This window comes from Amycolatopsis sp. WAC 04197 (assembly GCF_003947475.1).
Lineage (GTDB): Bacteria > Actinomycetota > Actinomycetes > Mycobacteriales > Pseudonocardiaceae > Amycolatopsis > Amycolatopsis japonica.
Window position 1 is genome coordinate 23,059 of the sequence record NZ_QHJK01000001.1, and the last position, 22,406, is coordinate 45,464.

A 22,406-nucleotide genomic window follows, 5' to 3' on the forward strand; every position below is an offset into this window, starting at 1 on the left:
AGAAAAGCCATGACTCTGCTCGCCGTGGAACGCATCAAGCTGTTCACCACCCGCTCACCCTGGTGGTGCGCGCTGGCCGCACTCGCGGTCGTGATCGGCTTCGCCGCCATTATCTCCAGCGCCGCGCCCGCCGGGGAACTCACCGACGTCAGCCTGACCCAGTTCGGTTACGGGTTCGGCATGGCCGTGATCATGGTGCTCGCCGCGCTTTCGGTGACCACCGAATACCGCTTCGGCACCATCCGGACCACCTTCCAGGCCGTGCCGAACCGCACTTCGGCGCTGCTGGCCAAGACCGGCGTGGTCGCGACCCTGTCGCTCGTGGTCGGCGAGGTCGCCGCGTTCGGCGCCTGGGGCCTCGCTTCGATCATGCGGCCGGAAGACCTCATGCTGAACACCACCGCGGAGTGGGTCTCCGTCGCCGGGGTGGGCGTGGTGTTCGCCCTCGCCTCGGTGATCGCGATCGCCGTCGGCATCCTGATCCGGCACAGCGCCGGCGCCATCTCGCTCGTGCTGATCTACGCCCTCGCGGTGGAGAACCTGATCCAGCTCATCCCGAAGATCGGCAAGGACATCTACGACTGGATGCCGTTCCACGTCGCCGACCGGTTCCTCACTGGTGGCCCCGCCGCGGCGGACGCGCCGCTGAACCAGGCAGGCTCGCTGGCCTACTTCGCCGGTTTCGCGCTGGTGCTGCTGGTCATCTCGCTGGTCGTCGCGAACAAGCGCGACGCGTAAGGACTTCCACAGGGGAGAAGCCGGACGTCTCACTCGGGGGAGCGAGACGTCCGGACGGGGAGAAAAAGGGGAACAAGGACCGGGCCGCCTATCGGGGGGCAGCCCGGTCCTTTCCCGCGTACTGTCGGAATCCACCGGAGGGAGGGCTGATGATCGAGGCCACCGGACTCACGAAACGCTACGGCGACAAGCTCGCCGTCGACGACCTTTCCTTCACCGCCGAAGCAGGACGGGTGACCGGGTTCCTCGGCCCCAACGGGGCGGGGAAGTCCACCACCATGCGGATGATGCTGGGGCTCGACAACCCCACGTCGGGCACGGTGACGATCGACGGCCACGTCTACCGCGAGCTGCGTGATCCACTTCGGACGGTCGGCGGCATGATCGACGCCACCTGGCGGCATCCCGGCCGCACCGCCCGCGAGCACCTTCGGTGGATCGCCGCGACCAACGGCCTCCCGGACAAGCGCGTCGACGAGGTGCTCCGGCTCGTCGGGCTGGAGCCGGTCGCCCGCAAACGCGCCGGGCAGTTCTCGCTCGGGATGGCGCAGCGGCTCGGGATCGCCACGGCGCTGCTGGGCGACCCCCGGGTGCTGCTGTTCGACGAGCCGGTGAACGGGCTCGACCCCGAGGGCATCGTGTGGATCAGGAAGCTGATGCACGCGCTCGCCGCCGAGGGACGCACCGTGTTCGTGTCCAGCCACCTGCTGCCGGAGATGGCGCAGACCGCGCAGGACCTCGTCGTGATCGGGCGCGGGAAGCTGATCTACCAGGGCACGATGGAGGACTTCGTCGGCCGCGCGAAGAGCCTCGGCGTACGGGTCCGCAGCCCGCATCTGCCCGAGCTGCGGAGGGCCCTGACCGAGAAGGGCGCCGAATTCCGCGAGGAGGACGGCGCGCTCGTCGTGTCCGAAATGGACAGCGACCACATCGGCGAGCTCGCGTTCGCCGCGGGCGCGACCCTCCACGAGCTGAAGCCGCTCACCGGCTCGCTCGAACAGGCGTACATGCAACTCACCGCCGAGGCCGTCGAGTACGGCACCGGCCAGGTCCCGGAGGTCGTCCGATGACCGCGGCGAACATGCTCCGCGCGGAGCGGATCAAACTGCTGAGCACCCGCATGCCCTGGTGGTGCGCGGGGATCGCGGTCGTGATCGCGCTCGCCTACACCGCGTTGTTCTTCGGTTTCGTCCCGCTCGAAGGCCAGACCGGCGTCAACTCGACGCAGGTCGCCAGCGCGCTCGGCCGCACCGTGGTGCTGGTCCTCGCCATCCTCGCGGCGGCGACGGAGTTCAACTGGGGCACGATGAAGCTCACCTTCCAGGCGGTGCCTTCGCGGTTGCCCGCCTTGCTGGCGAAGGGCGCCGTCGTCGGGGTGTTCTCGGGGCTGATCGGCCTGCTGGTGGGCTTCGGCTCGTGGGCGATCGCGTACTTGATCAAACCGGCCGCCGACCTGGGCCTTGCTTCGGGCGCCGACTGGCGCGCGGTGGCGGGACAGGGCCTGACCTTCTTCCTGACCGGCCTGCTCGGCGTCGGCCTCGGGCTGCTGTTCCGCAGTCCCGCGTTCGCGCTCGGGTTCGCACTGGCCTGGACGCAGCTGCTCGAGGGACTCGTCATGCTGATCCCGAAAGTGGGCGACGACATCTACCAGTGGATGCCGTTCTTCGCGGCGAATCAGTTTTCGGGGCCGGATCTGACGGTTTCGATGCTCAAACTCGAACCGCCGTTGGGACCGTGGGGCTATTTGGCTTATTTCGGCGGCATCTGCGTGATTGTTTATGCGGCCGGGCTGATGATCACCCATCGAAGGGATGCGTGAGCTTTTACCGCGGCCAAAGGAGTTAAGTCCACGTTAAGAGCCTGTGGCTTCTCTCACAGGAAGCGGACATACTGTTCCTGACCGGGCGATGCTCGGGATGAGCCGATTTCTCGGCTCTCGGCCCCGGAGGTGATCCTTGACGGTGGATTCCGGTCAGGGAGTGGAACGTATGATCCCGCAAGCCCGCACGGAAAGTATGCAGCCCCGGCTCGAGCCCATGCTCGACCTCGAATGGTCACAGGCGATCGAACTGCCCCGCACGGTGGCGTCCGCGACCCGGCCGTCGGATATCCGCCGCGCCTGGGTGCATCGCGCTCCCGAAGATCTCGTCGTCGCGTTGTATCGCGCGTCGAGCGGAATGCACGGCGAAATTCCCGCGCCTTGGTGGCTCCGCGCCATCGTGGACGGACGGCTCGAATCGCGGGAGCTCGGTTTCCGCATCGAAGATCGCATCGCCGGCCTGCTCGGCAGGCGGCCCGGTTGGGAATTCGTGCCGTGGGCCGCGGACGGTGAATCCGGCTACTGGGAGTTCATGCCTTCCGAACGCGGCGCGTCCGGGCATTCGATCCCGACCACGGTGCTGAACACCAGCCGCCACGACGGCTGGATCGACGTTCTTCCCGCGCATTCCAGCCCGACGCCCGCTCCGATCGCGGTCGGCGGTTTCGCCGGGCTGCGCTCGCGGCTGGGGGAGTTCGAAGCAGTCAGGTAACCGCCGCGTTTAATGGGCTGGTGGAAAACGAGGACCAGCCACGGATGCGCAGCGTGGTCAGCTATGTCAAACGCGGCGGCCGGATGACCGTCGGGCAGCAGCGAGCCTGGAACGAACTCTGGCCGTCGCTCGGCCGCACCGTCGGCGAACTGCCCGAAGGACCGGTGGACTTCGACGACTGGTTCGGCAGGCGGGCCCCGGTGATGGTGGAGATCGGTTCGGGCATGGGCGAGACCACGTCCCAGCTCGCCGCCGCCGCGCCGGAGCTGAACTACGTCGCGGTCGAGGTGTACGACCCGGGGCTCGGCCAGCTGATGCTGCGCGCCGAGAAGCTCGGGGTGGAGAACCTGCGGCTGATGCACGGTGACGCGGTCGTGCTGCTGACCTCGCATGTGGAGCCGGGCTCGCTGTCCGGCGTCCGGCTGTTCTTCCCGGACCCGTGGCCGAAGAAACGGCACCACAAACGGCGGATCGTGCAGCCCGAATTCGTCGCGCTGGTGGCCTCGCGGCTCGCGCCGGGCGGGACCTTCCACATGGCGACCGACTGGGAGAACTACGCCGAGCAGATGATGGAGGTCTGCTCGGCCGAGCCGCTCCTGCGCAACCGCCACGCCGGCGAGCCCGGCGGCTGGGCGCCGCGGCCGGAGTGGCGGCCGATCACGAAGTTCGAGAACCGCGCCGACGTCGAGGGCCGGATCTCGCACGACCTGATCTTCGAGCGGGTTTAGGGCACACAGAAAGGGCCGGTCAGGACGTCCCCACGTCCCCTGACCGGCCCTTTCTTCACACCCCCGCGCCTTGGAACGCCCCCTGCGCGTCCCCGGTGCCCGTTCGTCCCTCCCCCGACAGAGAGACGACCGGGCACCCGGCCTCGTGGATGTGATCACCCGACTCCACCCACGAGACCTGCCCGCCCAGGCGCCATGACGCCATTCGGGCGAATCTTTTTTCTATTCGTCGGCCAAGGGCTCCGACTGCACCCGCTTGAGCGCCGGGGTCGAGACGGATGCCCCGAGCAACGCCACCCCGATTCCCAGCACCACGGGCGCCAGCAGCCACGGGCTCAGCACGACCGACTCCTTCTCGACCAGGCTGTAGAGCCCCATCCCCACGCCGATCCCGACCACCCCCGCGCCGATGGTGGCCACCATCGCGGGCAGGGCCGCTTCCATCCGCAACGCCCTCGCCAGCACCCGGACCGGTGTCCCGGCCGCGATGAGCGCCCCGAAGGTGCGGCGGCGGTCCATCACCGAACCCGCGGTCGCCACGGCCGCGCTGCAGCCGGCGAGCACGCCGGCGGCGATCAGGCCGATGACGGTGACCCGGCGCAGGTCGCCGAGCTCCTGCTGCTGGCCGATCAGGTGCAGGCCGCGGCTGCCGACCTCCTGGCCGGGGGCCGCGCCGACCAGCGCGGTCCGCACGACCTCGGCGTTGTCCGGGGTCGTCGGCACGATCACGTCGAAGCGCTCCGGCGTGACCCCCGCGGGCACCAGGGCCGGGTCGATGACGATCGTGCTGGACGTGTCCTCGTCACCCTGCGGGAAGAGGTGCACGGGAGCCTTCGGATCCAGCTGCGGACCGGCCTTGTCGTACTCCGACAGCACGCGGTACTCCGCCGGGTTGATGGCGTACCTGCTGTAGATCGCCGGGCCCGGCTGGCAGGAGCCGCCGATGTTCACCCGCAGGAGTTTCGAGGCGTCCTCGCAGGTCATCACGAAGGCCCGGTTCAGATTCTGCGAGCGGGTGCCCGGTTCGCCGGTGGACAGGTAGACCTGCCCGACCGCAATGGCCTTCTCGCTGATCCCGTAGCGGGCGAGGGACGCGTTGGTCTGGTCGGCGACCTGCCGCGCCTGGGTCGCGTCGGATTGGGCGTAGAGGACGTTGTCCTTGAAGGTCCGGCCACCACCCGCCATCGACTCGAACGAGGGCAGCAGGGTGAGCGCCATCGAGCCGGTGAAGACGGCGAGCACGACACCCGCTGTGGCGCGGTAAGCGCTCTTCGGGTCGTCGCGGAGCCTGCGCCCGGCCAGCAGCGACGCCGGTTTGCGCCAGATCCGGACGAACGTGCCACCGACCGCCGAGGTGACCCACGGTCCGATGATCGCGGCCGAGCCGACCAGGAGGAACAGTCCGAGCATCACCATCGGCAGGCTGGCGTTGTCCTGGGTGATCGCGAACAGGAAGAAGGCACCGGCCACGGGGACCGCCAGCAGCCGCCACCAGTGCAGCGGCTTGCGAGCGTGCGCCGAGGCCGCGAACAGCGGCGTCTTCAGCACGCGGCGGATACCGAGGACCCCGGCGAGGACGACCAGCAGCGGGATCGCGATGGCGACCGCGATGGTCGAGCCGACCGACAGGCTGAAGTCCGACGCGAGCCAGGTCCCGCCAGCCCACGGGACGAACGTGGAGAGCCCTTGCAGGGCGGGCGCCACGAGGATGCCGAGCAACGCGCCGACGGTCGCGGACAACGCCGTTTCGGCGGCGACGATCTTCGTCACCTGACCGGGAGTCGCCCCGGCGAGCCGGAGCGCGGCCATCCGCAGCTCACGCCGGGCGGCGGTGAGCCTGGCCGAAGACGCGACGAGCACCAGGCTCGGCACGAGCAGGACGATGACGCCGACCCAAGCGAGCAGTTCGAGCATCGGGTCGGGTTTCGCCTGCGTGTTGGGGAAGCCGTCCGCGGCGAGCGCCGTCTGCGGCATCGACTCCGGGGTGTGGCCGACGACGGCGACCAGCTGCTCCGGATACATCAGCGATTCAGGACCGAGGGCGTCGACGAGTTTGCCGAACCGGTCGCCGAGCTGCGCCTGCGGCGCGGACTGGATCAGTTTCCCGAGTTCGGGGGAAACGATCGACTCGCCGGGGGCGGGCAACCTCGGGATGCCCGGCGGCAGGCTGAGCATCGGCACGGTGCCGGTCAGGGCGATGTCGACGCGGATGATCTCGCGGTCGCCCGAGTAGTCCTTGTTCGACGCCATCAGCAGCGGCGCCGGACGCTGGCTCTCCCCGGATTGGGAGTAGTAGCTGCCGATGTCCTGCCAGATCGCCCGCTGGGAACGCGCCTGCGTGGCACCGGGAAGAGAGGCGAGCAGGAGCACCAGACTGGTCGCGACGGCGACCCCGACCGCGGTGAGGATGGCCGACGTGCGGGTCCGGCGGTCGACCCGGAGCACCCGCATGGCCAGCTGGAAGCTGTTCATTACGCGGCCAGCCTCGTCGCGATCAGGCCGTCCCGGATGGAAACGGTGCGCGGCATGGCTTCGGCGAGCTCGCGGTCGTGGGTCACCACGATCACCGCGGCGCCGCTGTCGGCGGCCGCGGCGAGCAGCGCGTCCATGGTGGCGCGGCCGGTGCGGGTGTCGAGCGCGCCGGTCGGCTCGTCGGCGAAGATCACCTTCGGCCGGTGCGTCAGCGCGCGGGCGATCGCGACGCGTTGCGCCTCACCGCCGGAAAGTTCGCCGGGGCGGCGCTTCTCCTTGCCCGCGAGGCCGAGCTTCGCCAGCCATTCGCGGCCGGCTTCGATGGATTCCTTGCGCCCCTTGCCACCCAGCAGCGACGGCAGCGCGACGTTCTCTTCGGCGCTCAGTTCGGCGACGAGCATCCCGGACTGGAACACGAAGCCGAACTCGGTGCGCCGCAGTTCGCTGCGCTTGCGCTCGTTGAGCTGGTCGACGCGCTGGCCCGCCAGGAAGATCTGCCCGGAGTCGGCGCGGAGGATCCCGGCGAGCACGTGCAGCAGGGAGGTCTTGCCCGAGCCGGAGGGCCCGACGATGGCGACCGCGTCACCCGCCTGGATGTCGATGTCGATCCCGGCCAGCGCGTGCTGTGTGCCGTACCGCTTCACCAGCCCGCGGCCCGAAAGCACCGGCTGCCCTGTCCACTGTGGATCAACCACCGTGATTCTCCCTAGTCAGTCACTGTGTGTTCCGCTTCGGTGAAGAGCTTCGCGGTGAACCACCTGTGTCCACTTCGGGCAGACGGCCAGTGCTGATCACCCGCGCATCGGCCGATCGGCCGACCCGGCTCGGGCCGGTCGGCCAAGGTGCGGACGGCGGCCGATCCTCTACCGTCACGGTGTGACAGCAGGTCCGGCCCAGAACAAGTTCACCGCGCGGGTGAGTGCGCTCGCGCGACGGATCGGCATGCCCGCCGTCGTCCTGCTGGCCGCGCTCGCGTTCGACCTGGTCTTCGTGACCGACGCGGCTTTCGACGACACGGGCCCCCGCGGCATCGATCTCCTGCTGTTCCCCGGCATTTTCGCGATGGTGTTCTGCGCGCTCTGGGCGCAGAAGCGGGCCGCCGTCGCCGCCGTCGCGGCCTCGGTCGTGCTGGTGGCGTACACGCTGGTCGTCCGGTACTTCAACATCCCGACCTACTCGAGCGTGCTCGCGCATCTGTCCATCACCGAGGTGGTGGCGGGGGTCGAGATCCTGTTCTACGCCGCGCGCCGGACACGACCGGGGGTCGCCTTCGCCGTGATCTCCGGTCTGGTGCTGGCCACGTTGACCGCGGTGTCCGGCCGGTACTTCTCCGGCAGCGATTCGAACGGCACCATGGCGCAGGCGATGCTGTTCGGCGGCATCCTGCTGGGTGGCACGCTGATCTTCGCGATCCCCGGCCGCGACCGCACGGCGCATCCGAAACGCTACGAGAAGCTGCAGAAGCTCAACAAGCTGGTGATGGGCCAATGGCCGCTCATCGGTCTGCTGGGTGTCGCGCTGATCCTGGAGTTCGGCTTCACCTACGAGAGCGGGGCGCACGGCTTCCCGATCCTGGTCTGCTCGATCGTCGCGGCGATCATCGCGGTCGCCGCGCCGCGCCGGCCCGCCGATGCGATGGTCGCGCTCACCGCGGTCATGCTGCTTTCGGCTCTGGTGACGCCGTTCCTGCGGCTCCGCTACGACTACGCCACCCCCGGCGGGGTGCCGGGGACGCAGATCGTCGCGGGGATGGGGCTGGTCGTCACCCTGGTCCGGGCGGTCGGGCTCAGCAAGGCCGTGTCCCGGATCGCGGGGCTTTCCGCCGTGGTCGCCGTGGCCGCGATCCTCAACACCAAACGGCCGGGTCCCAGGCTGATGACCGACCCGGACGAGATCGCCGGTCTCGCCGTCGCGGCGGTGCTGCTGCTCGGTATCTCGGTGGCGGTCGGCCTGGCGCTGCGTTCGCGGGATTCGGAGCGCACGCAGGTCATCCAGTCGGCGATCAGTGACGCGCAGACGTCGGAACGGATGGCGCTGGCGCGGGAACTGCACGACGTGGTCGCCCACCACGTCACCGGGATCGTCGTGCAGGCGCAGGCGGCGAAGATGATGGGTGAGAAGAACCCGCAGGTCGCGGTCGAGGCGATGGGCCGGATCGAGGACGCCGGGGTGGAGGCGCTGGCGGCGATGCGGCGGCTCGTGCGGAGTATGCGCGGCGACGCCCCGGCCGGGAGCAGCGAATTCAGCGAACAGGCCACCACCGATCTCGCCGCCGACCTGCGGACGCTGATCGAACGGTCGAACCACGGCGTGAAGACGTCGATGAAGCTCGAACTGCCGTCGAACGTGCCGCACGAGGTCGGGCGGTCGGCGTTGCGGCTGGTGCAGGAGTCGCTGACGAACGTCGGCAAGCACGCGTCGGGGGCGAAGGAGGCGCTGGTCATCGCCGAGGTGACCGGGAACGAACTGCACCTCCAGGTGACCGATGACGGACGCGAACCCCAGCGGCGTCCGGCGGGCGGGTCGGGCGGCTACGGTCTGATCGGCATGCGCGAACGGGTCGCCCTGCTGCACGGCCGGCTTTCCGCCGGGCGGGCGCCGGGCGGCGGATGGCGCGTCGAAGCGTGGCTACCACTTGAAGGAGAAGAGTGATCCGGGTATTGATCGCCGACGACCAGGACATGGTGCGGATCGGCTTCCGGATGATCCTGGACGCGCAGGACGACATCGAGGTGGTCGCCGACGTGGCGGACGGCGTCTCGGCGGTCGCGAAGGCGCGGGAACTGCGGCCGGACGTCTGCCTGCTGGACATCCGCATGCCCGGGATCGACGGGCTCGAGGTCACCAAGCAGCTGGCGGGCCCGGACGTCGCCGATCCGCTGAAGGTGGTGGTGGTGACGACGTTCGACCTCGACGAATACGTGCACACCGCGCTGCGGAACGGTGCGAGCGGCTTCCTGCTGAAGGACGCCGGACCGGCGTTGCTGATCGAAGCCGTGCGCGCGGCTGCGCGCGGGGACGCGCTGGTGTCGCCGCAGATCACCGTCCGGCTGCTGAAGCATTTCGACGGCGGGACGGTGAAACGCGACGTCAGCCCGCCTTCGGAGCCGCTGACCGCGCGGGAGCTGGATGTCGTGAAGGCGGCCGCGAAGGGGCTGACGAATACCGAGATCGGGGCCGAGCTGTTCCTGTCGCTGTCGACGGTGAAGACGCATCTGGCCTCTGTGCAGGGGAAGGTCGGTGCGCGGAACCGGGTGGAGATCGCGGCGTGGGCGTGGCGGAGCGGAGTTGTGGACTGACCGTAAGCTCGGCGGCATGCAACGCCGTTTCCACGCTCCTGTCGTTCTCCCCGCCGACCCCGCCTGCTCGTTGCTGCGTGACGCCGTGGTCGACGTGGACGAGGCGGGGCGTATCACCCATGTCGGTCCCGCTTCCGAGGCGCCCGAAACGTCCGCTCCCGTGACCCGGTTGAGCGGCATCCTTCTGCCCGGTCTGGTCAACGCGCACGCGCACAGTCCGATGACGCTGCTGCGCGGGATGGGCGGCGACCTGCCGCTGCTGCCGTGGCTGACCGAGATCATCTGGCCGACCGAAGCGAAGCTGAAGCCGGCCGACATCCGCACCGGCATGCTGCTGGGCTCGGTCGAGATGCTGCGGCACGGTGTCACGACGAGCGCGGAGATGTACTTCGAGGGCGAGCAGCTCGCCGACGCGGTGCTCACCACCGGTGGCCGCGTGGTGCTGGGTCCGCCGATCATGGAACTGCCCGGGATGGATTGGCGCGCGATGCTGAAGAGCATCGAGCGCTGGATCGACACCGACGGCCTGCGGTTCGGGCCGGGCGAGCGGATCGAGGTCGGTTATGGGCCGCACTCGGCGTACATGCTGAACGAAGAGGCGCTGCGGGCGACCGCGGAATCGGCGGCCGAGCGAGGCGCACTGGTGCAGATCCACGTGGCCGAGGCGGCGCTCGAAGACGTCAAGCAGCGTGAAGCGCACGGCTCGGTGCCCGCGCTGCTGGAGAAGGTCGGGATGCTGCGGGGCCGGACGCTGGCCGCGCACGCGATCCACCTGTCCGACGAGGACATCGCGCTGTTCGCCGCGCGCGGTGTCGGGATGGCGCACTGCCCGGGCTCGAACGCGAAGCTCGCTTCGGGCATCGCGCGCGTGACGGAGCTTCGCAAGGCGGGTGTCGCGATCGGGCTCGGCACGGACGGCCCGGCGTCGAACGACGACATCGACCTGTGGGAGGAGCTGCAGCTCTCCGCGATGTTCGCGCGGCTCGCGACCGGCGACTCGACCGTGCTGACCGCGGCCGACGCGTTCCTGCTCGGCACCCGCGGCGGCGCGGACGCGCTGGGCCGGACCGACATCGGCGCGCTGGAAACCGGCCGGTGGGCGGACATGGTGCACGTCGACCTCGACGACCCGGCCTTCGCGGCCGGTATCGACGTGCCGGACGTGCAGCTGCTCTCGAACCTGGTGTGGGCCGCGGGCTCGCGCCGCGTGCGCGACGTGTGGGTCGCGGGCGAGCAGGTCGTCGGCGACGGCGAATCCCTGCGCGTGGACCGCGCCCAGGTGCAAGCCGAAGTCGCCGACACCTCCGCACGCCTTCGCTCTTGACTCACCTACCCAGCCCCCCACCCGTCCCAGGGGGCGGCCCCGAAGCCAGTCTATCGGGGGTGGGGGCCAGGGCCTGGGGAAAAGTGCTGTTCAGGGGCTAGTTGTCCACAATGGGGCGGGGCTGTGGACAACTGAGCTGGGCTCGTGCGCCCAATGTGGCATTGGGGACGTTGAGTGGCTCCGATGCCGCATTGGGGGCACACGAGCGGCCGGCAGAGAACGAAGCCGCGTCAGACCAGGCCCCGTGGCCGGAGGGTCACCTCGGTCGGGTGCGCGTCGCCGGTCGCGGAGACCGCGGCGAGGACGGCGGCCGCGACGGATTCGGGGCGCAGGAAGCGTTCCGGCTCGTACGCGCGGCCTTCGTCGGCGATGATCGCCTGCTGCATTTCGGTGTCCGTGCGGCCGGGGTAGATCGACGTCACCCGAAGCGTGGACTCCTCCTCCCGCAGCGAGTCGGCGAAGGCGCGCACGGCGAATTTGCTCGCGGCGTACGGACCCCAGCCCGGGCGGGCGTTCTGCCCGGCACCCGAGTTGATCACGACGACGTGCCCCTTCGAAGCACGCAGCGCGGGCAGTAGCCGCCTGGTCAGCGTGACGACGGCGAGCACGTTGACCTCGAAGTTCGCTCGCCAGTCGGCGTCGGTCGCGGTCTCGACCGTGCCGAGCCGCGCCACACCCGCCGAGTGCACCAGCACGTCCAGCTCGCCGAATTCGGCCGTCGCCGTTTCCAGCGCCTCGTCGTCGGTCAGGTCGATCGGCCACGGCCGCGCGTCGGGCAGCGTCTCCGCGAGTTCGCCGAGCGCGTCGGCGTCGCGACCGCCGAGCAGCAACCGGTGGGTCGGAGCGAGCGCGCGGGCGGTCGCGGCACCGATGCCGCGGGTGGCGCCGGTGACGAGAGCCAGGGGGAGATCAGCCATACCCGCCACGCTAGTACGGCGGTCTCACGTGCTCGAAAGCGGAACTCGCGTGATTGAACGGCGAACTCGCGTGATTGGAAGGCGAACTCGCGTGATTGGGGGGCGATCTCGCGTGATCAGGGGGCGCACACGACGGGAGGGGTCGCGACCCGCGGGAACCGCACGGAGCCGCGCGTGAAGGAACCGGTGAGGTTGTCCGCGAAGCGGGCGGCGGTGAGGGGGTCGCGCACCGAAGCGTCGATCGCGCGAAGGGCCGGGCAGTCGAGCGCGGCGCGGGCGGCGGCGACGTCCTCGGCGCGGGCCGGGCCGCCTTCGGCGATCGGGAGGCGGGCGGAGTTCGCCAGTTCCCAGACCGGCGGCAGCCATTTCTGGTGGCCGGGGCGGCCGTTGGGGAGTGATGTCGAATGCGCGGCGAACGGGTTGGCGAGGCCGTAGCCGTCGCGCAGCCGCACGTCGAGCGGGATCAGCAGGCCGAGGGCGCCCATGCTGTCCGCCGCGACGGTGACGTACGGCCGGTCCGTCGGGTACGCGTACCAGCGCCTGGTCGCGTAGTCCTGGACCAGCACCGCCGGGCCGACCACGCCGTGAACGGCTTCCAGCGCCGACGGCATCAACGGGTGGTCGGCGTAGTCGTCGGCCAGGACCGGGTGTTCGTGCCCGGTCGACCGCGACCAGAACGCTCGCTCGTCCGTGACGCCGACGGCGCGCGGAGAAGCCGAGGACTCCGGACGAAGCGACGCGGCGGCCACGAACGCCCAGATCCCGACGACGACCAGGAGCGCCACGGTCCGCCTCGTCACCGGCAAGGCCAGCACGGGCAGCAGCAGGCAGAACAGCGCCGGGAGCAGCATGCGCCCGTGCATGAAATCCCCGCCGACGCGGATCACGTACCCCGCGAGCAGCACCGCGCCGACGAGCGGGACCGCGGTGAGCACCACGAACGTCTTGTCCACAGTGGACGAAACCGTGGCGGCCGCGACGGCGAGCACCAGCACCGGGAGCCACAGCCAGTACGGCTGGACGAGATCCACCAGATAGGCCCAGCCGCGGGCCCAGTTCGCCTCCGACGCTTCCTTGACCAGGGCGGTGTTCGGCGTCAGCAGGCCGTAGTAGCCCATGCGGAACACCTGATACGCCAACGGGAGCGCGCCCGCCACGGCCAGCAGGCCCAGCGCACGACGACGCCCCGGACGCATCAGCACGAGCAGCGCCACCAAGGCGACGACGCTGAACAGCGCGAGATCCGGCCGCACCAACGGCCCGAGGCCGGCGACCAGCGCGACCGGCCAGGTGCGCAGATAGTCCACTGTGGACACTCGGCGGACGAGCAGCCACCAGGTGCCGCCCAGCCACAACGTGATCAGGCCGGTTTCCAGCCCGGACGTCGCGAAGTCGCGGAACGGCGGCAGCGCGCAGACCATCAGCGCCCCGGCGGGTGCGAGGCCGTGGAACGCCAGCGGCTGGTACAGCCGCCGGGCGCCGTCCAGGCCGAAGAACAACCCGGCGACGGAGAAGACCAGCCCGGTGACCACGGAGATCCACTCCAGCGGCACCCCCGGAATCAGCCCGAGCACGCTCAGCACCGCCGTCCACAAAGGACTGGTGTTCGTCTCGACACGTTCGCCGATGTTGAACACCGGCCCGTTGCCCGCGAGGATCTGGCGGACCGTGCGCAGCACGATCAGCCCGTCGTCGCTCATCCAGCGACGGCGCCAGGCCAGGTCGGCGTAGACCATCAGCACCAGGCCGAACCCGAACCACGTCCACGGCCGGCGGAACCAGGCGCGCGAAGGCCAGTCGGGCGTGTTCTCGCCCGTGGTCGTGTTCGTCTGCGTCATGACCCCGCCCGGCTCGGTTGCGTGCGCAGGAGATCAGGTCCGCGGCCCGCGCGTCAAACCGCCCGTGCGGACAGACAGGCCTGTGGCCATTTCCTCCCTTCCATGGTCAGCCGCGCGACGACCTCGAAGCCGGCCAGACCCAGCAGGTCGGCGATCCGGCCGGGATCGAGCAGGTAGGCGTCGTAGCTGACGGGGTGGCCGTACGCCGTCTCCGGGCTCAGCCGCTCGTCACCGACGTGGAATCCGACCAACAGACGGCCTCCGGGCGCGAGCGTGCGGCGGAACTCCGCGAAGACCTCGGGGAGTACCTCCGGCGGCAGATGGAAGATCGACCACCAGGCGACGAGACCGCCCAACGAGCCGTCGCGGAACTCCAGGGCCGTCATCGAGCCGACGGAAAACCGCTGTTCAGGGAACTGACGACGGGCCACTTCGATCATTTTCGGCGACAAGTCGACACCCGTGACGTCGAGGCCGAGCGACGCCAGATGGGCGGTGACGTGCCCGGGACCGCAACCGACGTCGGCGACCGGGCCGCGTACCTGTTCGGCGAACGCGGCCAGCATCGCGCGGCTGATCGGCTCCTGGTCGAAGCGCGGGCCGATCAGCGCGGCGTAGTCCTCGGCGACGGTGTCGTAGGACTCGCGGATGGCATCGAGATGAGTGGTCACGGTGGGCGACGCTAGCGGCACCCACCGACAATTCACGGTTCGAGCAGCCCGGCGTCCCTGGTCAGATCCTCCGGCGCCGCCACCGCGGCCACCGGCGTGCACCCGGTCGCGGGATCCGCCGCCGAATCCGTGCCGTCGTGGTGCGCGGCACCGGATCGGGTCAGCTGACGCGAGCCGACGTCGAAGCACACCTGGTACGAGCCCGGAGCCAGCCGCTCGAAGGCGTACCGACCGTCCGGCCCGGTGACGGCCGAGCCGACCTCCTTGCCCGACGCGTCCTTCAAAGTCACCTTCACGTCCGGGACGCCGAGTTCGTCGCGGCTTTGGAGGCCGTCCTTGTCCTTGTCCAGCCACACGAAGTCGCCCAGCCTGCTCGTCGGCGCGTTCAGCCCCGCCGCGAGCGTCAGGTCGACGCGGTTACGCGGGCCGACGGTGGTGGTCGCGGTGCAGCCGGTCGCCGGGTCGGCGTCCGAATCCTTCGTGTCGTCGCCCGCGTCCTTGGCCGTATACGTGAACGGAAGCCCGGCGATGTCGAAGCAGACCTGGTAGATGCCGTCCTTCAGCTTGGTGAAGCGGTACTTGCCGCCGGCGTCCGTGGCGATCGTCCCGAGCGCCTTGCCCGACGCGTCCTTCAACGTCACCTTCACGCCCTGGACGCCCGGCTCCCCGGCGTCCTGCAGGCCGTTCCGGTCGACGTCGTCCCAGACGAACTCGCCGATCTCGTCGATCGCGGGCGGCGGGGTGACCTTGATGGTGGTGGTCGCCTTCTTCTTCGGCAGGGTGCCGCTGGAGACGGTCACGGTGCTGACGTGGCCGTTGTCCGCTTCGGTGACGTTCTTGTGGTCGCAGGTGACGGTCGCGGACTTGCCGCTTTCGAGGCTCGCGATCGGCGTGGGTTTCACGTCGCAATACGGGTCGTCGACCTTGACGTCGGTCAGCGTCGTGGTGCCGTCGTTGGTGACCGTGAACCGGTAGTTCGCGGTGGCGCCCGCCTCGATGGTGGCCGTGGCGCCCCAGGCGCCGCTCGCCGGATCCCGCACCTCCGCCTTCGCCGAGAACGAGGCGACCTGCAGGTGGACGCAGTCCCACATGACCCAGTTGCGGTCGGTGGCGGCGAAGAACTTCACGGAGCCGGCCGACGGCGGGGCGGTGGACGGCGGGAAGTCCTGTCGCGCCAGCGCGCCGTCGGTTTCGACGGCGTGCGTGACCTTGAGCTTGTTCTCCAGGACGACCTTGCCGGAACCGTCGTAGAACCGCAGTCCTGTTTCTTGGACGGCGTCCGTGCGCTGGAGGTTCGTGCCGGTCCAGTCGGTCAGCGTGTAGACGCCCTCGGGCACGAACTTCAGCGCCGCGTAGGCGGTGCTGATCATCTTGTCCGGTGTCGCGATCAGGGCGTACTTGCCGCCGTCGGGCTGGTAGCCACTCGCCGTCGACAACCGGGGTTGCTTGCTCCTCGGCGTGCCCGGCGGCACCGGGGCGGCCGGGCTGAACGTGTACCCGGCGGGCGGGCTGCCCTGCTCGACGCTCGGGTTCGGCGCGGCGCCGCCGGTGCAGCCCGACGGGACGGCCGTCGCCTGCGCGTACGAAGGGACGAAGCCGGAGACGAGCGCGCCTGCCGCGATGAACACCAGTGCCCTTTTCACAGGGCTGAAGCTAATGAGCTCGGCGGGCTTCCGTCATCACCGAACGGTGTCGTCCGGCGCCCCGATCAGGGAGAACAAGTCTCGCCGAGAGTGATCGGGGCGCCGGAGGCCACTACTTGACGCCGATACGGCCGACCTGGCCCCAGCGGCCCTTCTTCCACACCGACACGATCGCCGGTCGCGGCTGCGAAGTGCCGCCGTCCGGCCAGTGCGACGTCGGGTTCGCGGAGCTGGCCGCGTCCTCACCCGGGTGCTGCACGGCGACGAGCACCAGGTGGTCGGTCACCACCGGGCCGCAGCATTCCGCGCCGACCGGGACCGACAGGAACTGCTTGACGTGCCCGCGTTCCGGACCGTCGACCGGCACCGAGAACAGGCCGTCGTGGGAGCCGAGCGCGTTGCCGTCGGTGGAGATCCACAGGTTGCCGTGCCGGTCGAACGCGACGTTGTCCGGGCAGGAGATCGGGCTGACCTGCTCCTTCGGGAAACCGCCGAAGTAGGTGTCCGCCGTCTTCGGGTCACCGCAGACCAGCAGGAGCCGCCAGGAGAACTTCGTCGACGCGGCGTCGCCCCGGTCCTCTTCCCATTCGAGGACGTGGCCGTTGCGGTTGTTCGGCCGCGGGTTCGCCTCGTCGACGTTCGCCTTGCCGGCGGGGCCACGCTGGCTGTTGTTGGTCAGCGCGGCGTAGATCCGGCCGTTGACCGGGTTCGGCTCGATGTCCTCGGGGCGGTCCATCTTGGTCGGCTGGACCTTGTCCGCCGCCTGCCTCGTGAAGACGTAGACCTCTTCGGCGGTGAAACCGTCCACAAAGGACTGATTCCCGGCGGCCAGCGGGATCCACTCGCCGACGCCGTCGAATTCGCCGTCCGACGGCAGTTTGCCGGTGCCGTCGATCTCGGCGGCCGGGCTGTCGCCGGTGAAGCGGGCGACGTACAGGGTGCCGTCGTCGAGCAGCGCCGAGTTGTGGCGGCGCGCGTGCGCGCTCTTGCCCGGCTTGTACTTGCCCTTGGAGACGAACTTGTAGATGTACTCGAAGCGCTCGTCGTCACCGGAGTAGACGGCGACGCGGCCGTCCTTGGTGATCTTGACGTTCGCGGCCTCGTGCTTGAACCGGCCGAGCGCGGTGTGCTTGATCGGCGTCGAGTTCGGGTCGTTCGGGTCGATCTCGACGACCCAGCCGAAGCGGTTGGCCTCGTTGGGCTCCTGCGCGAGGTCCCAGCGCTTGTCGAACCGCTCCCACTTACGGGTGCTGGCGGCGCCGGAGAAGCCGTACCGCTTCAGGCGCGCGGCCGCGACCGGGTCGGTGACGCTCGCCGCGTTGGCGAAGTACTGGTTGACGTTCTCCTCACCGGAAAGCACGGTGCCCCAAGGGGTCACGCCGCCGGCGCAGTTGTTCTGCGTGCCGAAGACCGTGCGGCCGGTCGGGTCCGCGGAGGTCTTGAGGAACTTCGAGCCCGCCGCCGGGCCGCGCACCTCGAAGGGGGTGTTCAGCGTGATGCGGCGGTTGAACGGGCTCGGCACGGTGCGCAGCGCGCCGCCGATCGGGTCGCGGAAGGCCTGGACGACCGAAAGACCGTGCGCGGCCCACGCGATCTTGACCTGCTCCTCGGTCGGGTTCGCCGGGTCGTACTGGTCGGCCGGGAACATGTGGACCTCGGTGGTGTACTCGTGGTTCACCACCAGCAGGTTGCGGATGCCCAGCGGATCCTGCGGGATCAGGCCGACGAAGTCGTTGTTGTAGCCGAACTGCTTCGCCTGCGCGGCCGCGGTCTGCTTGCGGAAGTCGAACTTCGGGGCGCCGGATTCGACCGCGTCGCCCCAGCGGATGACGACGCGCTGGTCGTACCCCTCGGGGATGGTGATCGCGTCGAGCGTGTTCGGCGGCACCGCTTCGAAGTCGGTGCCGGGCACCGGACGCCCGGGGCGGCCCGGCTTGCCGCGACCGGCGGCGGAGACGTCAGCCGGGGTTTCGGCGGCGGCCGTACCGGACAGCGCGGCGAAACCACCGGCGGTCGCGGCCAGCACGGCGCTCGCCTTCAGCGCGCCACGACGGGAAAGCATGTTCTTGACGACGTCGCCGAAGTACTCGTTGTCCGACGTGTTCGGCTCGGGGTGGGCGCACGCGTTGCCGCAGCGGTACTCGCAGGTGACCGCGGAGCGGCCACCGGGGTGGGAGGTGATCAACGGCAGGAGCCGCTGAGGCTCGAAGGACACAGGGCCTCCATGGTCGCGGTGGGTACACGTAGTCCAGTCGGGGGAACGCCGTGACGTTAAGCGACCAAAACGATCCGGCCCTGGCCAGAAGATGAACAGCGCGCGAACGAGCGATGGCGCGCTGCCGGACCTGGCAGCGCGCCATCGACCAAAAGTACTGCTAGATCGTTGCTTTTCGACTAAGAGCCGATGTCGGACAGCCCGTGCCTGCCCGGTTTCCAGACCGCCACCACCGAGGGACGGGGCTGGTTTTCGCCGCCGTCCGGCCAATGGGAGGCCGGTTTGTCGGCGTTCGCGCCGTCGACTTCACCCGGATGCTGGACACAGACCGTGACGATCTTCCGCTCGACGATCGGACCGCAGGTCTCCGCGCCGCGGGGCACGGTGAGGAACAGCTTCAGCTCGCCGCGGTTGCGGCCCTCCAGCGGCACCGAGTAGAGGCCGTCGTTGATGCCGAGGGCGCCCGCCGAGTCGGTGGAGATCCAGAGGTTGCCGTGCCGGTCGAAGGCCACGTTGTCCGGGCTGGAGATCGGCGAGACCTGATCCTTGGGGAAGCCGGCGAAATAGGTGTCCGGCGAGGCCGGATCGCCGCACACCAGGAAAAGCCGCCAGCCGAACGTCAACGCGAGCGCGTCCCCGCGCCGTTCTTCGAGCTCCAGCACCTGGCCGTGCTTGTTGTTCAGCCGCGGGTTGGGCTCGGTGGCGCCCTCCTTGCCGGGGTTGCCGCGCTCGACGTTGTTGCTGAGCGCGCAATAGATCCGGCCGGTGTACGGATGGGCCTGGATGTCCTCGGGACGGTCCATCTTCGTGGCGCCCACCCGGTCGGCCGCCTCGCGGGTGAAGACGTACACCTCTTCGGCGGTCATTCCGTCCACAAAGGACTTGTTCCCGGACGCCAGCGGGATCCACTCGCCACCGCCGTCGAATTCGCCGTCACTGGGCAGTTTCCCGGTGCCGTCGATCTCGGAGACCGGGCTGTCGCCGGTGAACCGGCCGACGTAGAGCGTGCCGTCGTCGAGCAGGGTCATGTTGTGGCGGCGGGCATGCGCGCTGTCGCCCGGCTTCATGCGCCCCTTGGAGATGAACTTGTAGATGTACTCGAAGCGCTCGTCGTCGCCGGAATAGGCGACCACGCGGCCGTCCTTGGCGACGCGGATGTTCGCCGTCTCGTGCTTGAACCGCCCGAGATGCGTGTGCTTGACCGGGGTGCTGTCGGGATCGTTCGGATCCAGTTCGATCACCCAGCCGAAGCGGTGGGCCTCGTTCGGTTCCCTGGCGATGTCCCAGCGCGCGTCGAACCGCTCCCACTTGCGGGTGGTCGCGGTGCCCTTGATGCCGTACCGCGCGTAGCGCTTGCGCTTGACGGGGTCGGTCACCGTTTCGGCGTTCCCGAAGTACTGGTTGATGTTCTCTTCGCCGGACAGGATCGTGCCCCACGGCGTGACGCCGCCCGCGCAGTTGTTCATCGTGCCCAGCACCACCGTGCCGGTGGGATCGGCGGCGGTCTTGAGCAGATCGCTGCCCGCGGCGGGACCGGTCACCTTGAACGGCGTGTGCAACGTGATCCGCCGGTTGTAGCGGGACATCTTCGGCCGCAGGTGCCCGGTGTCGCGTCCGCGCGACACCTGGACGACGGTCAGCCCGTGGGCCGCCCACGCGATCTTGACCTGTTCCTCGGTCGGGTTGTCCTTGTCGTAACCGCGGAACATGAACTCTTCCGAGGTGTACTCGTGGTTCGTGACCAGGAGGGAAGTGAGGCCCGAGTGGTCGAGCGGCAACAGCGCGGCGAAGTCGCAGTTGTAGCCGAACTGCTTCGCCTGCGCCTCGGCGGTCTGGTGGTCGAAGTCGAATTCGGGCGCACCGGGCAGCACCGCGTCACCCCAGCGGATCACGATGCCCTGTTCGTAGCCCTCGGGCACCACGACGGCGTCGAGCGTATTCGGCTGGACCCGCTTGTAGTCGGTGCCGGGTGGCGGTTTCGGCCGTCCCTCGGGAGCGGCGGACGCCGGCGCCGCGAGCGCGAGCGGCGTCCCTGCGGCCAGTGCGACGACGGCCGTCGCCTTCAGCGCGCCACGGCGGCTCACCGCGCCGAGCACGTCGGCGAAGGTGGGGTTGTCCGACGTGTTCGGCGCGTCGTGGAAGCACGCGTCGCCACAACGATAGGTACAAGTCACTGACGCCCGGCTTGGTGAGTGGCCGGCCAGTAACGGAAGGAACTTCACGCGGACCTCCGCATCTGCAGTTCGGGAGGTCGACGCTAAGGCACCGGACCAACGGGAGGAAACCCCTCGTTGGTCCGGTGTTCACCTTTTGTTCCGATTTACATCTCTTCGCCGACGAGGACCGCTTCGGCCGGGATCGTGTGCGGGTCGGCGGTCTTCTCGCGGATCGTCAGCAGGGCTCCGGCGAGCACGCACAGGACCGCGGCGATCACGAACGGCGCCTGCTTCGCACCGAACCACTCGGCCAGGTGACCGACGACGGTCGCGGCGACCGCGCCGCCGAGCCAGCGGCAGAAGTTGTACCCGGCGCTCGCGACCGGACGCGGGGCACCGCTGATCGACATGGCCGTGCCGGTGAAGAGCGTGTTGAGCAGGCCGGACACCAGACCGGACAGGATGATGCCGACGACCAGCACCGGCTTGCTCGGGATCGCCATGATCAGCAGCAACACGGCGTACCCGAAGACGGCGACCACGGTCGCGTGCCGTTCACCGAGCTTCGCGGCGAGTTTCGGCGCCAGCACCACACCCGCGACGGCGACCGAAAGGCCCCAGCCGCAGAAGATCAGGCCGACGGCGACGGCGCTCCACTCCAGCACGAACGGCGACCAGGCCAGCACCACGAAGAACGCGGCCGTGTAGAGCGCGGAACCGATCGACGTGCGCAGCAGCCCGCCGTGCTTGAGCGCGCGGAACGGGTCGAGCAGGCGGATCTTCGGCCGCTTCTCCTTCGCGTCACCGGTCAGGAAGATCGAGCAGAGCACGAGACCGCACAGCATCAGCAGCGAGGTGCCGAGGAACGGACCGCGCCAGGAGATGCTGCCGAGCAGGGCACCCAGCAGCGGGCCGACCGCGAGACCGACGCCGAGCGCGGCTTCGTACAGCAGGATCGCGCCTGCCTGGCCGCCGGTCGCGGCGCCGACGATCACCGAAAGCGCGGTCGCGATGAAGAAGGCGTTGCCCAGCCCCCAGATCGCGCGCAGCCCGATGAGCTGCTCGATCGACCCGGACGCGGCGCACAGCGCGGTGGCGACGACGACCAGCGTCAGCCCGACGACCACGGTCCGCTTGGCCCCGAACCGGGCGGTCATCGCGCCGGTCACCAGCATGGCGACCGCCTGGACGCCGAGGTAGCTGGAGAACAGCAGCGTCACTTCGGACGGCGTCGCCTTCAGGCCTTCCGCGATCGACAGCAGGATCGGGTCGACCAGCCCGATGCCCATGAACGCGATGACCGCGGCGAACGCGGTGATCCATACCTGTTTGGGCTGTCCTTTGACGGCGTCCAACAGGCTCGAGTGGGGCTCAGCGCTCATCGCGGATCAGTTCCTCCTTCTTGTCTTCGTGCAGCAACTTGGTGAGGGCGGGGAGCACGGCTTCGATCGCGGAGCGGTCGGTCTCGTCGAGTTCGAGGAGCCGCTCACGGAGGAACTCCTCCCTCGCGACGATCAACTGACGGTGGAAGCGCTGCCCGACCTCGGTGACCTCGACGAGCACGGCCCGGCCGTCGGCGGGATCGCGGCGGCGGCTGACCAGGCCCAGCCGTTCGAGACGGCGGACGACGTCGGTCATCGTCGGCATCCGGACCCGCTCGAGGTCGGCGAGCGTGCTCATCCGGCGCGGCCCGCCGTTGAGCAGCTCCGACAGCACCGAACCCTGCGTGAGGGTGAGCTGCACCTGCGGGGTCTCCCGGCGGACGAGGTAGTACAGCCGGAACACCAGCGGGCGGAGCCGGTGGGCGAGATCGGCGACTTTCGTGGTCACTTAGCCATGCTAACTAAAATTACTGAGCATGGCTAAGTAATCTG

General features: G+C 69.5%; 18 protein-coding genes. 8 read left to right on the forward strand and 10 right to left on the reverse strand.

Going from position 1 to position 22,406, the window contains the following annotated elements; genetic code table 11:
- Positions 1-9: 9 nt before the first annotated feature.
- The 5 genes from DMC64_RS00120 (at position 10) to trmB (ending at position 3,997) form a co-directional block, all read left to right on the forward strand.
- Entirely contained in the window at positions 10-738 is a 729-nt protein-coding gene (locus DMC64_RS00120; RefSeq protein WP_125731240.1) for an ABC transporter permease, read from the forward strand.
- 149 nt (positions 739-887) lie between these two features.
- Positions 888-1,808, forward strand: coding sequence for an ABC transporter ATP-binding protein (locus tag DMC64_RS00125; RefSeq protein ID WP_125731242.1), 921 nt, complete (start codon positions 888-890; stop codon positions 1,806-1,808).
- Positions 1,805-2,557: a hypothetical protein gene (locus DMC64_RS00130; protein ID WP_073845880.1), complete on the forward strand. Its 753-nt coding sequence runs from the start codon at positions 1,805-1,807 to the stop codon at positions 2,555-2,557. Before DMC64_RS00125 ends, DMC64_RS00130 begins: the two co-directional genes overlap by 4 nt.
- A 169-nt stretch (positions 2,558-2,726) precedes the next feature.
- The gene (locus DMC64_RS00135; protein ID WP_037334228.1) at positions 2,727-3,269 is read left to right on the forward strand and encodes a hypothetical protein; all 543 of its coding nucleotides are present in this window, start codon (positions 2,727-2,729) and stop codon (positions 3,267-3,269) included.
- Positions 3,270-3,313: 44 nt separating this feature from the next.
- Complete coding sequence (gene trmB / locus DMC64_RS00140) at positions 3,314-3,997, forward strand: tRNA (guanosine(46)-N7)-methyltransferase TrmB (protein WP_037334225.1); 684 nt, start codon at positions 3,314-3,316, stop codon at positions 3,995-3,997.
- Positions 3,998-4,219: 222 nt separating this feature from the next.
- Here the strand turns inward: trmB and DMC64_RS00145 are convergent, their stop codons facing one another.
- Both DMC64_RS00145 and DMC64_RS00150 read right to left on the reverse strand, forming a co-directional pair.
- Entirely contained in the window at positions 4,220-6,469 is a 2,250-nt protein-coding gene (locus DMC64_RS00145; protein ID WP_125731244.1) for an FtsX-like permease family protein, read from the reverse strand.
- Positions 6,469-7,164 carry an ABC transporter ATP-binding protein gene (locus DMC64_RS00150; protein WP_016338261.1) on the reverse strand — a complete coding sequence of 232 codons (696 nt, stop codon included), beginning with the start codon at positions 7,162-7,164 and terminating at the stop codon, positions 6,469-6,471. Before DMC64_RS00150 ends, DMC64_RS00145 begins: the two co-directional genes overlap by 1 nt.
- A gap of 181 nt (positions 7,165-7,345) precedes the next feature.
- Between DMC64_RS00150 and DMC64_RS00155 the strand changes: the two genes are divergently transcribed.
- From DMC64_RS00155 to DMC64_RS00165, 3 genes are read left to right on the forward strand one after another with little or no spacing between them, the layout of a single operon-like run.
- Entirely contained in the window at positions 7,346-9,121 is a 1,776-nt protein-coding gene (locus DMC64_RS00155) for a sensor histidine kinase (protein ID WP_125731247.1), read from the forward strand.
- Positions 9,118-9,768, forward strand: a complete 651-nt coding sequence (locus DMC64_RS00160) for a response regulator transcription factor (protein WP_125731249.1) — start codon at positions 9,118-9,120, stop codon at positions 9,766-9,768. Before DMC64_RS00155 ends, DMC64_RS00160 begins: the two co-directional genes overlap by 4 nt.
- Before the next feature lie 16 nt (positions 9,769-9,784).
- Positions 9,785-11,092: an amidohydrolase family protein gene (locus DMC64_RS00165; protein ID WP_037334209.1), complete on the forward strand. Its 1,308-nt coding sequence runs from the start codon at positions 9,785-9,787 to the stop codon at positions 11,090-11,092.
- Between the two features lie 230 nt (positions 11,093-11,322).
- Here the strand turns inward: DMC64_RS00165 and DMC64_RS00170 are convergent, their stop codons facing one another.
- The 8 genes from DMC64_RS00170 to DMC64_RS43605 all read right to left on the reverse strand — a co-directional run bounded on the left by DMC64_RS00170 (position 11,323) and on the right by DMC64_RS43605 (position 22,362).
- Positions 11,323-12,009, reverse strand: a complete 687-nt coding sequence (locus DMC64_RS00170) for an SDR family oxidoreductase (protein WP_125731251.1) — start codon at positions 12,007-12,009, stop codon at positions 11,323-11,325.
- Between the two features lie 116 nt (positions 12,010-12,125).
- Positions 12,126-13,847 (reverse strand): hypothetical protein, encoded by a 1,722-nt coding sequence (locus DMC64_RS00175; protein ID WP_125731253.1) that lies wholly within the window; start codon positions 13,845-13,847, stop codon positions 12,126-12,128.
- 53 nt (positions 13,848-13,900) lie between these two features.
- A complete protein-coding gene (locus DMC64_RS00180) occupies positions 13,901-14,518 on the reverse strand; it encodes a class I SAM-dependent methyltransferase (RefSeq protein WP_125731255.1) in 618 nt (205 codons plus the stop codon).
- Between the two features lie 32 nt (positions 14,519-14,550).
- Positions 14,551-16,161: an SdrD B-like domain-containing protein gene (locus DMC64_RS00185; RefSeq protein WP_233629519.1), complete on the reverse strand. Its 1,611-nt coding sequence runs from the start codon at positions 16,159-16,161 to the stop codon at positions 14,551-14,553.
- A gap of 112 nt (positions 16,162-16,273) precedes the next feature.
- Entirely contained in the window at positions 16,274-18,376 is a 2,103-nt protein-coding gene (locus tag DMC64_RS00190; RefSeq protein WP_125731257.1) for a PhoX family phosphatase, read from the reverse strand.
- A gap of 179 nt (positions 18,377-18,555) precedes the next feature.
- Positions 18,556-20,598, reverse strand: a complete 2,043-nt coding sequence (locus DMC64_RS00195) for a PhoX family phosphatase (protein WP_125731258.1) — start codon at positions 20,596-20,598, stop codon at positions 18,556-18,558.
- 98 nt (positions 20,599-20,696) lie between these two features.
- Positions 20,697-21,914 carry an MFS transporter gene (locus DMC64_RS00200; protein WP_037334191.1) on the reverse strand — a complete coding sequence of 406 codons (1,218 nt, stop codon included), beginning with the start codon at positions 21,912-21,914 and terminating at the stop codon, positions 20,697-20,699.
- Positions 21,904-22,362 carry a MarR family winged helix-turn-helix transcriptional regulator gene (locus DMC64_RS43605; RefSeq protein ID WP_125731260.1) on the reverse strand — a complete coding sequence of 153 codons (459 nt, stop codon included), beginning with the start codon at positions 22,360-22,362 and terminating at the stop codon, positions 21,904-21,906. The genes DMC64_RS00200 and DMC64_RS43605 overlap by 11 nt, the downstream gene beginning before the upstream one ends.
- Positions 22,363-22,406 lie beyond the last annotated feature (44 nt).